At 51.1% G+C, this 17,140-nt stretch carries 9 protein-coding genes and 2 pseudogenes; all 11 read right to left on the reverse strand.

All coding sequences use genetic code 11. The features are described 5' to 3' along the window. Positions 1 to 5: 5 nt before the first annotated feature. Positions 6 to 375 (reverse strand): annotated as a pseudogene (locus ABMV07_RS08660) (hypothetical protein). Further along, positions 359 to 1,237 (reverse strand): tRNA (guanosine(37)-N1)-methyltransferase TrmD, encoded by an 879-nt coding sequence (gene trmD / locus ABMV07_RS08665; protein WP_197691761.1) that lies wholly within the window; start codon positions 1,235 to 1,237, stop codon positions 359 to 361. The pseudogene ABMV07_RS08660 and the gene trmD overlap by 17 nt, the downstream one beginning before the upstream one ends. Further along, entirely contained in the window at positions 1,237 to 1,737 is a 501-nt protein-coding gene (gene rimM / locus ABMV07_RS08670) for a ribosome maturation factor RimM (protein WP_197689623.1), read from the reverse strand. Before rimM ends, trmD begins: the two co-directional genes overlap by 1 nt. Positions 1,738 to 1,866: 129 nt before the next feature. Continuing rightward, entirely contained in the window at positions 1,867 to 2,334 is a 468-nt protein-coding gene (gene rpsP, locus ABMV07_RS08675; protein ID WP_196970491.1) for a 30S ribosomal protein S16, read from the reverse strand. 232 nt (positions 2,335 to 2,566) lie between these two features. Beyond that, on the reverse strand, positions 2,567 to 4,183 hold the full coding sequence (gene ffh, locus ABMV07_RS08680; RefSeq protein ID WP_374064517.1) for a signal recognition particle protein: 1,617 nt from the start codon (positions 4,181 to 4,183) through the stop codon (positions 2,567 to 2,569). A gap of 109 nt (positions 4,184 to 4,292) precedes the next feature. Beyond that, positions 4,293 to 6,446 (reverse strand): [protein-PII] uridylyltransferase, encoded by a 2,154-nt coding sequence (locus ABMV07_RS08685; RefSeq protein WP_197691763.1) that lies wholly within the window; start codon positions 6,444 to 6,446, stop codon positions 4,293 to 4,295. 11 nt (positions 6,447 to 6,457) lie between these two features. Continuing rightward, positions 6,458 to 6,796 (reverse strand): P-II family nitrogen regulator, encoded by a 339-nt coding sequence (locus ABMV07_RS08690; RefSeq protein ID WP_088266216.1) that lies wholly within the window; start codon positions 6,794 to 6,796, stop codon positions 6,458 to 6,460. Positions 6,797 to 6,873: 77 nt separating this feature from the next. Beyond that, a pseudogene (locus tag ABMV07_RS08695) lies at positions 6,874 to 8,116 on the reverse strand (ammonium transporter). A 238-nt stretch (positions 8,117 to 8,354) separates the two neighbouring features. Further along, the gene (gene ftsY, locus ABMV07_RS08700) at positions 8,355 to 9,911 is read right to left on the reverse strand and encodes a signal recognition particle-docking protein FtsY (protein WP_197691765.1); all 1,557 of its coding nucleotides are present in this window, start codon (positions 9,909 to 9,911) and stop codon (positions 8,355 to 8,357) included. 74 nt (positions 9,912 to 9,985) lie between these two features. Beyond that, entirely contained in the window at positions 9,986 to 13,546 is a 3,561-nt protein-coding gene (locus tag ABMV07_RS08705; RefSeq protein WP_197691766.1) for a hypothetical protein, read from the reverse strand. Positions 13,547 to 13,650: 104 nt separating this feature from the next. Next, complete coding sequence (smc, locus tag ABMV07_RS08710) at positions 13,651 to 17,136, reverse strand: chromosome segregation protein SMC (protein ID WP_197691767.1); 3,486 nt, start codon at positions 17,134 to 17,136, stop codon at positions 13,651 to 13,653. Positions 17,137 to 17,140: the final 4 nt, after the last annotated feature.

The following is a 17,140-nucleotide window of genomic DNA, read 5'->3' on the forward strand; positions in this document are numbered from 1 at the left end:
CCTAGTTACACATCTGCCTGGCATGCGCACGCAGCAGTAACACTTGGTTCGATCTCTCCTACTAACGAGGTCCCGTACCAGTAGCTTCCTTTTAGCAGCTGACACACAATGCATTCGGTGGCTTTTCGCAGGTCACCATCAAATTCTCCGGCTATAACTACCCCTATGAAGTTGCTCTGAAGTGGGAATCGTCCCATGCTCCTGCTGCCGCTGATTAACCAGCATATTGTCTGGTTCACAGGTCAAGTCGATTACTTCGGCACGAATATTCGTAACGTTGTATCCCACAGCTGAAAGTTGTTGTGCAATTTCAGACGCCACCTGATCCCCTTGCATAGGAGAAATGAGCAGCTGAAGGTCAGTTGAGATTATCACTGGTGTTTCCTCGCCGCAGGGCTTCTACATAGGCTTGGTCGTGTCGATCCAGCTGCATACCCTCCAACAATTCTGGGCGTACTTCCCACGTGCGTTTGAGGGATTGCTCTCGCCTCCAACGTTCGATCTTGGCGTGATTGCCGCTAGTGAGCACTTCAGGTACTTCGAGTCCACGCCATTCACGAGGTTTGGTATAGCTTGGGCCTTCCAACAAGCCGTCGGAAAAGCTGTCGTCTTGATGGGACTGAGTATTTCCAAGGACACCGGGGATGAGGCGAACTACGGATTCAGCGATGACCAGAACGGCAACTTCTCCACCGATGAGAACATAATCGCCGATGGATACTTCACATACTCGATAGGTTTTCTTAGCATCTTCGATAACGCGTTGATCGATGCCTTCGTATCGCCCACAAGCAAAAACAATGTGCTCTTCGTTAGACCACGCGCGTGCATCTTCTTGAGTAAATGGTGCACCGGCTGGCGTGGGAACCAAAAGCAACGGTTTATCGGCTTCTGCTACCTCTGCGGCATCATAACCAGCAAATTGAATACCTTCTAGCTCATCATGACGAGGCTTATCGACGTGTACGCGTGCCGAATCTAATTGCGCACCCATGTGCGCTTTACCCGACATGGTAGCTACATCATCAAGTGCCGGCCCCCACACCGTTGGCTTCATCACCATACCTGGCCCACCGCCGAAGGGAGAATCGTCGACAGACTTATGCGCATCTTCAGCCCACAACCGCAGATCATGAACGCCGACACTAAGCAAATCTTTCTCGATCGCTTTTCCTAAAAGAGCGTGTCTTAGCGGATCAAGATATTCAGGAAAAATTGTTATGACATCAAGTCTCATTAGAGTTCCAGCAGCCCTTCCGGTGGAGTAATCCCACACGTTCCGGCGTCAAGATCAACTTCGGGAACGATATCGTGGACGAATGGAATAAGAACCTCTTTACCGCTTTCAAGGGTTACTTCTAAAAGAGATTGAGCTGGCCCATGAATAACTCCGGATACTTCACCAATTTTCTCTTCTCCGTGGATAACGACTAGACCTTCTAGCTCATGGTCATAGAATCCATCGTCGTCATCGTCATCGAGTGGAACTGCAAAAAAGCGCGTACCCCGTAGGCTATCAGCAGCAGTACGATCGGCAATTTCTTTAAATTTCACGAGAAGCCGATTTTGATGTGGTCGCACAGATGCAATTGTGAGGGAATGTTCTTTCCCACCTTGCCGCCCATTGAGAACTTCACCCTGCGCGAACCGAATCTCTGGTTCTTCAGTGGTTATCTCAATGGCAACCTCACCACGAATACCATGGGATTTCACCACACGACCAATCATTAATTCCATGAAATCTAAGGCTACCGCATGCCAGCAATCTTCAGAATCTCAAGCCTCGTAATGATATGAGAAAACCCCACGATACTTCCCCTACCCGCAGGTCGGATCATTAAGCATCGTGGGGTTGAGAAAACTGATTTACTCAGCAGCCTCTTCAGCTGGAGCTTCCTCAGCCTTTGCAGCAGCCTCAGCTGCAGCCTTAGCAGCAGCTTCTTCCTTAGCCTTCTTCTTCTTTTCAGTGATAGCCTCAGCGGTTGGACCCTCGTTAGCCTCTGCAAGAGCCTGGTTGAACAGCTCGAGCTTGGATGGCTTAGGCTCTGCAACCTTCAAGGTGCCCTCTGCACCCTCAAGGCCCTTGAACTTCTGCCAGTCACCGGTGACCTTCAGCAGAGCCAGAACTGGCTCGGTTGGCTGTGCGCCAACGCCCAACCAGTACTGTGCGCGCTCAGAATCGATCTTGATTACAGATGGATCCTGCTTTGGCTCGTAGATACCAATGTTCTCGATGACCTTACCGTCACGACGAGTGCGAGCGTCTGCAACGACAACACGGTAGTGAGGGGTACGGATCTTACCCAAGCGCTGAAGCTTAATTTTAACTGCCATGATGGCTCCTTTATGTGGGTCACTGGGAAGTACAGACGTTCACCTTTTAGCAAACCGGTTCATCCCTTGATTTACCTGCGGTGACTCACACCGGCCGACCGTAGACGGTGACAGTATGACGCAGGAAAAGAATACAAGCTGCCCTAATACAGACAACTGCAGTAAATATAGTCGGTGCCACCGACACTTTCAAATCAGAATATGCCAGCGGCACCGCTATAAAACAAATCTATTACTTCTTGCCTTGACCGAAATCAAAGTTGTTGAGATCAATATTTTCCATGCCTTTTGGAAGTTTAGGCATTCCAGGGAATCCTCCCATCCCTGGCATACCGCCACCCTGCTCCATCTGCTGCTGAAGTTTTTGCAATTCCGCCATGTTTGGCATACCCGGCATACCGCCCATATTCGGCATTCCACCGCTGCGATTCTTAGCAGGCTTACGCTTACCGTTTTTACCTTTTCGACCTTTGGGCTTCTTCTTGGTAGCACTACGCGATCCACCGCCCATACCGAACTGGCCAGCCATTTTGTTCATCATTTTCTTCGCTTCAAAGAAGCGCTCTACAAGCTGATTAACTTCGGCTACCGAAACTCCTGAACCAAGAGCAATACGCTTGCGTCGAGAAGCGTTCAAGATCTTTGGATCGTTGCGCTCAGCTGGAGTCATGCCGCGAATGATCGCCTGAATACGGTCGAGCTGCTTCTCATCAACCATATCCGCCATGTCCGACATAGCTTTTCCACCAGGCAGCATCTTCAAAATGTTGCCTAGTGGCCCCATTCGACGCACCATCAGCATCTGGTTCAAGAAATCGTCGAGAGTAAGTTCGCCAGTACCGAGCTTTTGTGCAGTTTCCAGTGCTTGTTGCTGATCGAGTTTCTTTTCTGCTTGTTCGATCAGAGTCAACATATCGCCCATGCCGAGAATTCGGCTAGACATACGCCCTGGGTGAAAAATGTCGAAGTCTTCAAGCTTTTCACCGGTAGAGGCAAACATGATTGGTTTACCGATGACTTCTCGAATAGATAGCGCTGCACCACCGCGGGCATCACCATCAAGCTTGGTCAAAATAACACCAGTGAAATCCACACCATCGCGGAAAGCTTCTGCAATATTAACTGCATCTTGACCAATCATCGCATCGATGACAAACAGAACTTCATCCGGATTAATGGCATCACGAATGTTACGAGCCTGCGTCATCAAGGCTTCGTCGATGCCCAAGCGACCAGCTGTATCGACGATGACAACATCATGCTGGGTACGCTTGGCTTCTGCGATACCTTGTTGTGCCACTGCTACTGGGTCACCATGGGAGGTACCCATTTCATGATCACTGGAATCGATAGAGGTACCTGGATCCGGCGCAAAGGTAGGCACACCTGCTCGCTCACCAACGATCGTCAGCTGCTGAACAGCGCCTGGGCGTTGCAAGTCGCAAGCAACCAGCATCGGAGTATGACCCTGCTCCACTAGGTGCTTAGCCAATTTACCTGCGAGAGTGGTCTTACCAGCACCCTGCAAACCAGCCAACATGATCACCGTTGGTGGGTTCTTCGCTAGGTTCAATCGTCGTGTTTCGCCACCAAGAATTCCCGTTAGCTCTTCATCAACAATCTTGATAACTTGCTCTGCTGGATTAAGCGCTTTGGAGACTTCAACGCCTAACGCACGATCTTTTATCCTCGAGATAAATCCACGAACGACAGGTAATGAAACATCGGCTTCGAGCAACGCAAGGCGGATCTCTCGAGCAACGGTATTGATGTCAGCCTCAGTAACCTTGCCCTTAGAACGCAACACAGAAAGGGCATTGCCGAGCCGGTCAGATAGGGATTCAAACACGAGACGTACTCTCCTCTAAAACTTTATTTCTCCAGCAACCATATGACACGTGGAGATCGGCGATGCAGCACAGCAACACCCAGACCCATTATCTTTTAACGTACCTATGCTAACCGTTGGTGAGCACGCGGGTCACATCACGCTCAACTTTGGAGCGATCAAAGCCATCTTTCAGCTCGCACTGCACAATCATCGTTGCGCCTGGATTAGACATCCGCACCCACTTAAGGTCAGGTAGCACTCCCAATAAGTAACCTAGTGCAGCTCGACGATCTGTCGTACGCACTTCCAAGATGTTACCGCCCCAGAAACTCGCGCATTTGCCACGATCTAGCGGTGGTAAGGACGAATACACGCCTGACTTGTACGCTTGCTCAAATTCCGCAGAGTCGAAACGCGTGCCGAGTCGGTTATATATCCTCATACGCGCTGAAACTCCCACCGAGCCGTCTTCAGATGCTGGTTCATCATCTGAAGACGCCACGACAATTTCTGCGGATTCAATGTTCCATTCCTTAGCAGCTATCAATGCTAAGACGCGCACTATCTCCCTGACATAGTCGCCAGACCATTCCACTTCTGCCGCATAGTTCTTCCCTGTTGGCAAGGTGTCTTTAACAACTGTTAAGGACAGTGGCGAGACAGCACTCAGCGAAGGTGGATTAGGGACGATAGCAGTAAGACGTTGCCGCGCCTGCGAGCACAGCTCTCGTGTGCCGTATCGCAGTACTGCACTCCACACCCCAGGGGCAGTCCCCTGAGCATCCGCCTCAACAAGTGCCTCTAGCAGATCAAGAGTCAATAGGTCATAGTTGACCGCATCAAGAAGTTTGTCTATCGCCTCTGTGCTTGTTGGGTTATAGCGTCCAACAATGTGCGGAATTATGGTGTGCTGTGCGACAAGTGTCTCTACGATTTGAGTATCAGAAGGGTTGAGCCGCAACGTTGTAGCCATATCGACGACAAATTCTGCGCCGACCTCTTCATGACGACGCCCATACCCCTTGCCAATGTCATGAAATAAGGCCGCAAGGAATAATAGATCAGGACGCGCAACTCGAATACTTTGCGCCGCACAGTTGGCTGTTACCACCATGCTATGAACATCAATAGTGTGAATATGCACGGATTCACGAGGCATACGTCCCCTAATGTGCTCCCATTGTGGGATCATTGCTGACCAAAATCCATGCTCGTCTAGTTCTCGGATAACTCGTTGACTATGTACCGAAGAACTAAGCAATGCAAAAAAGTTGCTAGCAGCAGCACTCGGCCATGTGGGTGGCATGCTAGGAACCGTTTCGAGTTGTTTCCACGTTGATTCCGAAATCGTCATGCCTGTTCGCGCGCTTGCTGCGGCAACTCTAAGGACTAAGCTGGGATCCTCGAGATTTGGGGTTCTCGACAACGCAAGAGTCCCGTCAACATCGACAACATCAATATCAACTGGTCGACGTACCGCTTTTCTTACGCTACTTCGCCGTGGGAGCAGATTGCGCGCTGTAGACAATGCGACATTAGTGGTATCATCGATAGTGCGCGCAGCTTTTGCCAAGCTTCTCGATAAGTCGTATCGGTCTTCACAACCCAAGTCCAAAGCGACGTCAACAGCAAATTCTGGATCGAGCACATCACGTGCCCTACCCGCATGTTGATGAAGCATTGTACGAATGTTGAGCAATAGTTGGAGTTCCTCACCAAGAGGACGTTTATCACAGAGGTTTCCTAGGGCTAATGCTCTAATCAGCTCAATATCTCGTAGCCCACCACGCCCATGCTTGAGATCAGGGTGAGTCATGTCCACAACGGATCCAGAACGATTCCACCGAGCAATCGCAGTATCAGTCACATCGTTGAAATTTTTCTTCAGTTCCCGACGCCATTGTTCGAGCACGACAGAGCGTGTTGTCGCCGTTAACTGAGGATCTCCGCTGCAATGAGAAATATCTAGTAATGCCAGTGCCGCCGTAGGCTCGGCAGAGATCATCTCGGCGCATTCTTTGGGAGTCCGCACCGTATAGTCCAACCGAATTTTGGCATCCCAAATGGGGTACCAAAAGTCTTCTAGGCCTGAAGGAATAATGCCTTCCGGATGCAAAAGAATAAGGTCAACATCCGAATAAATTGTCATCTCGCGTCGCGCCAAAGACCCCGTGGCGGCGAGTGCACAACCAGGGGGAATCTGAAGCTGCGAGATGACAGCTAATGCTTGCTCGCAGGCTCGTTCTCGGATATCAGCCGGCGTGGCAGAAAAAGGCATCATTGAAAATGAATCTAGACCGCGCTGTCGCCGCGCTCTCCGGTGCGCACACGGATCAAGTCATCGACCGTGGTAACCCACACTTTTCCGTCGCCAATCTTTCCGGTGTGTGCGGAATCAACGATTGCTTTAACAACGTCGTCTAGCAAGTCGTCATTGATCACTATTTCAATTTTGATCTTTGGTACGAAATCAAGTGCATACTCTGCACCACGGTAAACCTCAGTGTGGCCTTTTTGCTGGCCAAAACCTTGAGTTTCTGTGACTGTCATGCCATGAACGCCCACTTGCTCTAAGGCATCTTTAATATCCGTCAAGGTGAAAGGTTTGACGATAGCCGTCACCAGCTTCATAGGGGATCTCCTCACGATGTTGTACCTCGACATAAGGCAACAGTTTTCACTCCTACCTCGTGCATATGGGGACTAGTTTAGCGAAACTCTGAACCAGCATTATCATAGGCGGTTTCGGCGTGGACAGCAGCGTCGATACCAGTTGCTTCGGTTTCGCGATCTACTCGCCACCCCATGGTAAAACGCAAGGCAAGCGCGATAATAATGGCCATTGTGCCAACAAATGCCAACGAAACTATGGCAATAATCATTTGCGCAATCACAAGTTTGAAACCATCGATTCCCACACCTGTTAACAGTCCTTGACCATGAGCAAGTAAACCGGTACCGACCAATCCCCACAATCCTGAAACCAGGTGGACGCCTACGACGTCTAGGGTGTCGTCGTAACGCAATCGATATTTCCAATCAACCGCAAAGGCGCTGAACACACCTGCAACGGCACCAGACGCAGCACCCAAGGAAGTAGCATGTCCATCGCGGATGCGCTCAGCGCCAAGCCACCCCAAAAGTCCGGCTGCCCCTGCTGCAGCCGTATTCATCCATGCCAGTGCGGCAGTTCCGTTGGATCCCAACGCTGATCCACCATTAAAACCCAACCATGCAAACCATAACAACGCCGCGCCTAGCATCACCATCGGAAGATTGTGCGGACGTTGCGGAAAGCGCAGAAAACTTCGACGCTTGCCAACAACCAATGCGAGCACTAAGCCCGATACACCCGTGGACACCTCGATGACCGAACCACCTGCAAAATCCATCGGCGCAATAGCTGCACGCCCATCATGAGTACCAAATAGATGTGCTGCTATGCCTTCAGGCGCTGCTGAAAGTAGACCATCATTCCACACCATAAAAACTAATGGGCAATAAACCAGAGTGACCCACAAGCCAACAAACGTAAGCCATGTACCAAATTTCACTCGCTCTGCAATGGCACTAGAAATCAACGCGGTAGCAATCGCAGCAAATGTGATTTGAAACCCGATATCTATCACATTGGCATATCCGTGGCTGCCATCAATGATGTTCCCGTCGTCTGTGATCACAGCATTGCGCAGTCCAAAGAACTCGAAGGGATGTGCAAAAACTCCCGCGACACCCTGGTGCCCGAACGAGATGGGGCACCCCAGCCGATATACGCCACTACAACGACTGCGAGTGCACCATAGGACATCATCAGCATGTTCAATACCGATTTTTGCCCCAACATTCCGCCATAGAAAAACGCTAGGGCCGTGTCATACGCAATACCAATGTTGCGCACATCATCATCCAAGCAGCATCTCCCGTGTGTGCAGCTGCTAGCGCAATATTCATGTTCACCATAGCGAATCCCCTTTCCGTTTCGCTTACGACAACCACCTCGTATGGATCCCAGCTCGTTTTCTAACTAAAGACCTATAGGTTTACAAAAAGCCACTATTAGCTCGAAAAACATCTTAAAAATAGACATAAAAATCCCCCCTTTCAGCCGCTATTTGAACAATTACATGCTCATAGAAACAACCATAAAGGGGGACATACAAACTCAAAGTGCATTAAGCACCACGACACATCAGCCTAGTAAAGCGTCGACAAACCCTTCGACCTCGAAAGGTGCTAGATCATCAGAGCCTTCTCCTAAGCCAACCAATTTCACTGGCACGCCTAATTCTTCTTGGACCTGGAAAACAATTCCGCCCTTCGCCGTGCCATCTAGCTTGGTCAAAACCACACCGGTGATATTGACTACCTCAGAGAACGTCCGTGCCTGAGCCAAGCCATTTTGACCCGTCGTAGCATCAAGAACTAAAAGAACCTCATCGACGACAGTCTTCTTTTCCACCACACGCTTAACCTTGCCCAGCTGATCCATCAAGTTGGAAGAATTGTGCAAGCGTCCGGCGGTATCAATAAGGACGACATCAGCATGAGAATCTACGCCATAAGCCACGGCATCAAACGCAACCGATGCTGGATCCGCGCCTTCAGCACCACGGACAGTATGCGCATTTACGCGATGTCCCCACGTCTCCAACTGATCTGCGGCTGCAGCACGAAAAGTATCAGCTGCGCCCAGCACCACCGAGTGCCCCAATGACACTAATACACGAGCAAGTTTTCCGGTCGTCGTGGTCTTACCAGTGCCATTTACGCCTACGACCAATACAACGGCGGGTTTGCCGTCGTAAGGCATCGCTTTAATAGACCTATCGAGTTCAGGCTTGCACGCATTAATCAGGCATTCACGTAACATAGCGCGGGCTTGTGCCTCGTTTTCTACACCGCGTTCCGCGATCAACTGACGTAGCTTATCAACAACAGCCGTGGTGATTCCAACGCCAAGATCCGCCTGAATCAACAAGGCTTCGATATCTTCCCAAGCCTCTTCATCCAAGTCCCCAGCCGATAGCATTCCCAAGACAGACTTACCGAATACGTTATGGGAACGAGCGAGGCGACCACGCAAACGTCCAATTCGACCAACTGCTGGTTCAATGGAATCCGTGACGGCCTCGGCCTCGGCAACCGGCGCCTCTTCTGCATCCGATGGTTCCGATACTTCACGTGCCTCAGCTGCAGCCTCAGCTACTACGTCAGCAGCCAAAGCAGCCTCTTGAGCCTCAGCCTCTGCAGTGTTGTCCGTATCAGGTTGAGGCTTGTCGAATTCTTCGAGAGAATCGAAATTATCGCGAGCAGCTTGCTCAGTTTCCACGCGAAGCTGTTCTTCCTCACCCTGCTGAGCAGCCTCTTCTACGACTGCTTGAGCTTCTTCTGCTGCTTTGTCTGCATCAGATTCAGATTCCACTTGGTGATCTAAAGGTTGCTCGGAATCCACAATGGGAGCTTCTTCATGCGGCAACTCAGGTTCCTGAATCGAGCCCACGGGCGGCGTGGCAGGGACTGCATCTTTAACAGCCATAGGCGCCTGCGCGGGCGCGAACGAAAACTCTCCTTGTGCTTGGTAGTTTCCAGATCGCTGCTGTTGCGTAAGTTGCTTCTGCTCTGAATCTGCGGGGGATTCGAAGCTTACGGTCTTCGCTTTTTTATTTCGCTGGGCAATGATCACGCCAATAACAACGGCGAAAATCACAACCACGGCAATAATGCCGACTATCGGGATGAGGTTCATACATCTAATAGTGGCAAATTGCCGTGGTTTTTACACCTTTTGGGGGCTATGAAAGCCCCCGCAGCGCTGATGCTTTACGCAATTCCTGGTTTCTTCATGGCCAAAATGATGGCATCTGCGGCAATGAGATCTCCGGTGACAAGATCAGGAACGATATCAGCAAGTTTTGCCCAACCGGGTGTTGCGGAATCGAGCGTTTTGTTCGAAGAAATAAATCCATGGGCATGCATACGGGCAGCTAGAGCCAACACCAAAGACACAACAGGGGTAAGCGACCACATGTTTTCTGGCGCGTTCGTATCAACACCATCGAGCTTGTCAAACCTGATTCGTGCCAGTGAATAAAGGTTCTTATCTGTGCTCCGCAGGGTACGTAGCAATGTCACAGCAGATTTGATGAGCCCTTCACTTGCCAGTAACTCGTTTAGATCAACACGCTTGTTAAACGTTTCAAAAACAGCAAGAAGTCGGTTTCCGTCGTCCATGATTAAGCCTGGCACGATCTTCGACCGCGAGAAGAACATCTCAAGCAATGCTTCTTGTTGGGCCTTTGCCATACCTGCAATAGCAACCGTGGATTGATCAATACATGCTGTGTCCAGAGTGGTATCCCGAGCCGTTTTGACAATCTCTACCGCATTTTCACCGGCCAGCTCCTTGATCTCAGCCAACAACGCACGCTTTGCGACGACCCCCTCGCTCAGCTTCTTACCAGCAGTCGCAGGGGCATCTGTTTCCGGTTCAATCGGCTTACCAGATCGATCAGTCATTGCGTCAAGGGAGCCCAAGAGCTCAAGGACTGCAATCCAAGGTGCTCGGTGATGCGAGGTCCCAGATTCATCGTTGGAGGCGGTGAACTTCGCACGAACGAGTCCACTTTCTACAACTCTGCCAGGCTGCTTTTCCGCTGGGACTAGTGACTCCGACAAGCCAGTAAGCGCTGCGCTGGGATTGCTTACAAATGCAGTGCGAACAGCTCGGGCAGCCTCACCTTGTGCAACACCGGTGGTCACCATGTCCCATAGCACTGGCATGATTTCGTTGGCATCAGGAACCTCTTCGGTCTCCCCTGCCAAAAACGCCGACAATGCGCCTAGGTTAGGATCCGTACCTACATAATGGCCAGGTTGATCCAACGTTACCGCTGTCACGCCACTAGCAACGGGCGTTACCAATGTCATGAACGGATCTTTAATATGCAGCTGTGCAACTAATGGACCGGCGTCACGCAACTGTTCTGGAAGCACCACGCGACCATCGATGACCGAAAATGCGCGAGCGGTTTCCCATGGCGCAGTTGCAGGCCACACCCACACTCCGAGGCTGCGCTCCCCTGCACCAGTCACCGTGATAATTCCATCAACCAGCTCCATAGTTTCCGGCTCAGTCGATTGAATGTCTGCAAGAGCAACCGACACACGACGATCACTCATCGGGTCCGTCCATTCGAAGTCGATACGCCCCGAAGGAACGCTATTAGTTGAGCTAGCGATTGCAGAAATCGGCGCTACATAAGTAAGACCGCCATCACAACTCGACAGCTTGGCTGTTTTAATCGGTGCTCCATGGTTGTTTCGTACGGTTACTTTAGGGTCACCTAGCATCCCTGTACCACGGATGCGCAAGGAAGCCTTCATATCAACATCGCGTGGACGCAACCTGACACGGCTTGCACGCCACATTGGTGGTTCCGACACCATAGGCAATTCGAAATTCAAACGTGCTGGCGTAAAACGAAGCGGCAGCTGGTCGCCTTCTTCAGTGGAAACGACAAAGTCCGCTGCAGGCTGCTGAGGTCCAACCACCACCTCGTGGGGCTCTACAGCAAATTCTTTAGACCCCGAACGCAAAGTTAAAACAGTCTCGCTTAGTCCGCCACCTGATGGAATGCGGAAAGAACGGCAAGCGCCCACAATGTTGACGTTTGCTTGCACACCTTCGACGATCGCAAACTCATGGCGGAAACTCTCGTTACGCGGACCGCGCAAACGTACGAGGTATTCACCCACCCACGGAGCGTCGTAAAGCTCTGGATCGAAAACGGCAAAAGCGCCGCCTTCTGCAGGGATTTCTAGTGGCTCGGGCGCAGTAATTTCATCGCCTGCAACGCCAGCACCAGCGAAGGAAGAAATAGACAAGAACCATGTTTCGGTACGCCCAGAAGGAGTCGGTGGAAACTCAGCAATGAGTGATTCCGAATGAACTGGAAGCCCACCGGTAGTTTTCAGAAAATCCACTGGCTCACTGAGAGCTAGGAATCGAACTCGCTGCCGTGGATCAATACTACGCAGCGTTTCCATATTGGCATTTTTGCCAGGTTCTACGGCTGACAACGACGTCACATGAGAAACATCGAGATAGCGAGCTACCCACTTGTCCCATCCCTCAACAGCTGTCTCGGAATCGGCCACGATGTCATCACCGCTCACCACATCTGTCAACGTCACATCCTGAGGCGTAACCACGATAAGACTCTGGTGATGCAAAGCCACCTTATCCGTAACATTTGTGCCACGGGAGCTAAAAACTAGTGCAGGATCATCATGTGCCACTACGGGAACAGTCCACGTAATTTCGTTCGTCTCGTCTTGAACCGTCAGTTCGCGAACAGGCCGCTCAATATGAACATCCAATGATTCGGCAAAACCGCTGGTATCTCCCCATGGGCTGCCGGTGTGATAGATCTTTGTCGTGCCTTCAATGCTTACACGCCACGTAATCTCGCCACGAGTACCGTCATCGGCAACCGGAAGACGCTGCTCAGGCAAGCGGAGATACACTTTGCTTCGATCAGCATCGAAAAGAATACGAGGGCGCATCTCGCGGCTTGCCACACCGACTGAAGCTTCACGATCAACCGTGCCCACTGGGCGTTCACGAAGTTCTGAGACTACAGAGAACTCAATGGGGCGCGGTAATTGTGGTGTGAGGTGTTCGCGTGAACGGTCAAACCACGAGTCATGATGGTCCACCGCAAATTGTCGAACAGCTGCTACACCATCAATAAGTTCTGTGATTGCGGCAGGCGCAATCTGTAATGCAGTAGCCAACAGTGGGAGGTTTTCTTGTTGAGCAATCGCTGCAACAAGATCTTCACTCGACACAGCTCCTTCGGCACTGACCGCGTCCAAGCACTCTAACAATGCCGAAACTTCGTTGTTCACAATTCCAGCTTGCGTGCACAAAGAAACAATAGCTGCATGTGCATCCGTTGTCTCTTCTGCTCCAAGGAGTTCAAAACGAGCTAAAGACTGCGGAATCGCGCCCATGATGTCAGCTGTTGCTTCATCAATGTCGATAACCGAAGACTCATCGGTTGCTAGGCCAAGGCCACTTAGGAATTCAGAGACAAAATCGTCGATTTCGACTACGCGACGAGCACGAGCCACCAAGGTGGTCAATGTCAACGCAGGACTTACACCGATCAGTGCAGCGAAATCGGCACCAGCGAGCAACTGGCGGGTAAGAAAAATGCCGTAGAGACGCTCAATACGCTCAAGTTCATCGTCGCTAAGGCCCGCGGCGATGACGAGTCCGCCTCCAGCCAAACGTTGAGCCAGTTCCAATTCGGTTTGCGATGCCCATCCAAGAAGTGAGTCGGTGAGATCTGCGATTGGATGAACTGGCTCGGTCATGAATCCTCTTTCTTTCGGTGTCTTGACAGGTCGTGAGATGAAAAAGACAAGACAAAAACAATACAACGAATCCGCATGCGATCTTAAATCACTCGCAGGTTAGTCTACTCTGCGGGTTGAGGCTCAGGAAGCTTCGTAACGTCTAGGTTCATTCGCTGCGAAATTACCCGCGTAATACCGTCACCACGCATGGTCACACCATACAAAACATTTGCTACATCCATTGTCGGCTTTTGGTGTGTAATAACGATCAGCTGTGAGTCATCACGTAGTTCTTGGAACAGCGCAATGAGTCGACGCAGGTTGACGTCGTCAAGCGCCGCCTCGACCTCATCCATCACATAGAATGGAGATGGACGCGCACGGAAGATGGCAACCAACATCGCTAATGCAGTCAACGACTTCTCGCCGCCTGAAAGCAACGACAGGCGCTTGACTCGTTTCCCAGGAGGTCGAGCTTCCACCTCGATACCAGTCGTTAACATATCGTGCGGTTCGGTGAGCACGAGGCGCCCCTCACCACCGGGGAATAGCGTGGCAAATACCCGAGGAAACTCGGCTTCTACGTCTTTCCAAGCGTCGGTAAAAAGTTGCAGAATTTTGGCGTCTACGTCGTTGATAACGCCATGAAGATCACGTCGTGCTTGTTCCACGTCAGCCAACTGCGTAGACAAAAATTCATAGCGCTCCTCTAGTGCTTTGAATTCTTCGAGCGCCAACGGATTGACTTTTCCTAAGGCATTGAGATCTTTTTCCGCATTTTTCAGGCGCACTCGTTGCGCTCCAATATCAAAGCCTTCATGCGGTGTGTAATCACGCATGAGATCTGAAATCGCAATGCCTAATTGCTCAACAATTTTCTCGTGAGCTTCTTCAAGGCGTACCTGCGCTTGCCCTAATGACAACTCCGCAGCATGAGATTTCTCCGTTAAACGATTCGCATTCGTTCGAAGTGCGGAAACTGTATCTTTCGCCGCAGACACTCGAGCAGAGATGACTCCACGTTGTGCGATCGCATTTTCTTTCCACTGAGTTGCACGAGCAAGAGCATCGTCGACACGCTCAGCTACCACTAGGCATTGCTGCGCCACCACGCTCGCAATTTCCGCTTTTCGACGCTGCCGCGCCACAGCTTGTTCATGACGCGCCCTCGCCTGACGCTCATATTCTGCTTGACGACGAAGCCCATCACCGCGTCCACGGATATGTTCGGCTTTGTCTTGTGCAGTACGTAGGCTCAACCGAGCCTCTACTTCCATAGATCGCATATGAGATAACGCAGCTGCGGCCTCATCACGTTCGCTGGTTGAAGGTTCCTCTTCTGAGTTATCTTCTTCTACCCGCGACAATCGATCAGAAGTCTCTTCCCACAGCAGTCGTAGTTGGCTCAACCGGTCTTGGGCTTCCTGGACTCGCAACGCGTGCCGACGAAGTTCCTGTTTCCTAGCTTCTGCCTCATGCGAGACAGCTTCTACTCGACGAGAAAAGTTTTCGACGACAATTTCTTGCTCGCGGCATACTGCTTGCGCCTGAGCGGACCGCACACGTGCCTCATCAGCAGCCTCATGTGCACCGTTGAGCGTGCCAGCAAGCTCCATCCGTTGCAGGCGAGCTACTTCTAAATCCTTTTCAGCTCCGTCGATTTCCGCAGCAATCTCGACAGCAGATCGCTCTGCAGACCCCACGGCAACCCAGCCATGGCCCCACATCGTTCCGTCTACGCACACAGCACGCAACCGCGGATCGTAGTTGACCACTTCACGTCCGTGTTCATAGGAATCTACGAGCACCACATCTGCCAAAATTTGAACGATCGTTGAACTTACCTCTGGAGCTAATTCAACATAATCCAGCAGCCACGAAGCGTAATGGGGCAAATCCGTAGCGAGTCGCCAATCATGATCTTCACCTGGAGTGATAACTATGTGGCGCGCCAGTGATTCAACATCAAGCGCTTGTAGTTCCGCTGTTGTAGTTTCTCCTACTAGCGCCTCAGCAACCGCCCCCAACGCAGCCGCAATTGCTTTTTCCATGCCGCGCTGAGGAATAATGCAGCGGTCGACCCCATAAAAACTTTGCAGCTTTTCCCATTGTTCGACCTCATTTCGAGTCATCCGATGCGATTCGAGCGTCTCAATCTTGGACTCCAACCGCGATATCGATTTATCGATGTCGCTTTGTTGTTCTCGTAGCTGTTCCAATCGACTATCTGCGGCACGAGATTCATTCAAAGCAGCATCACGTGACTGCGACAATGGCTCAATGCGTGAATGTGCTTCTTGCGCCTGCGTTTGACAGTCTTTGTGCTCTGCGTCCTTGCTCCGAGCTTGAGCAGCTATATCGGATTCCGCTTCACGCAACCGCTCTAGCTCTGCTTCAGCAGCGACAATGTGCTCCCGCTGCTGGCTTTCAAGAGTTAGTAGCCGAACAATTCCTTCGCGACGATCAGCAATAGCACGAACCTGGGCCAAATGCTCTCGATCCGCACGCTGTGCTCGCTCCTCAAGCTCAGCAACATTGTCTTGGATCGATTCCAACCGTTCGCTCAGAATGTCTATGGTTTCTTCTGCTTCTGCATATTCGGCATCAGCACGTGCAGCTTTTTCTGCCAACTCATCTGGATCCGGACCCGAATACCGTACTTCTGAAAAGTTTTTCGCACGATCCCTAGCAATCCTTTGTGTAGCATAAACCCGCTCAGCTAATGAGGACAGTTCAAACCACAACTGCTGGGATTTTTCCGCCTCAGGACTAATCTTCCCCAAAGCATCTTCCGCCTCAAGTTGTGCACCTGTTGCTTCTTCTAATTGTTCGGTGACTTCCTCAAGTTTTTCCGCAATGGAATCATGATGCGACTGCGCCTCTTTTAACGAGCTCGCTAACGAATGAATCTGATAACCAGCAATGCGCAATCGAGCATCGCGGACTTCAGATTGGATGGTTGCGGCCTTGCGTGCTGCCTCGGCCTGCCGGGCCAAGGGCTTGAGCTGCTTACCAAGTTCTGCTGTGAGGTCGCTAAGACGATCGAGATTCGCCTGCATTCCTACCAATTTGCGCTGAGCTTTTTCTTTTCGTCGTCGATGTTTCAGCACACCAGCAGCTTCTTCAATAAATGCTCGGCGATCTTCAGGCCGCGATTCCAAAATTTGAGATAGTCGCCCCTGGCCAACGATCACATGCATTTCACGGCCTATGCCGGAATCGGACAAAAGCTCCTGGATATCCATCAGACGCGCTTTATGCCCATTAATCTCATACTCGCCGCCACCATCCCGAAACATTCGGCGAGTTACTGATACCTCGGTGTACTCGATAGGCAAAGCACCATCAGAGTTATCGATCGTCAAAGTTACTTCGGCGCGACCAAGCGGCTTGCGATCTCCCGCCCCAGCAAAGATCACATCTTCCATTTTGCCGCCGCGCAGGTTCTTAGCGCCTTGTTCCCCCATAACCCACGCGAGCGCATCCACAACGTTCGATTTTCCGGAACCATTAGGGCCAACAACCGCACAGATTCCGGGGTCGAATTTTAGCGTGGTGACAGACGCAAACGATTTGAATCCCTTAAGCGTCAGCGACTTTAAATACACTCGT

It is taken from the genome of Corynebacterium belfantii, from assembly GCF_041898185.1.
Taxonomy (GTDB): domain Bacteria; phylum Actinomycetota; class Actinomycetes; order Mycobacteriales; family Mycobacteriaceae; genus Corynebacterium; species Corynebacterium belfantii.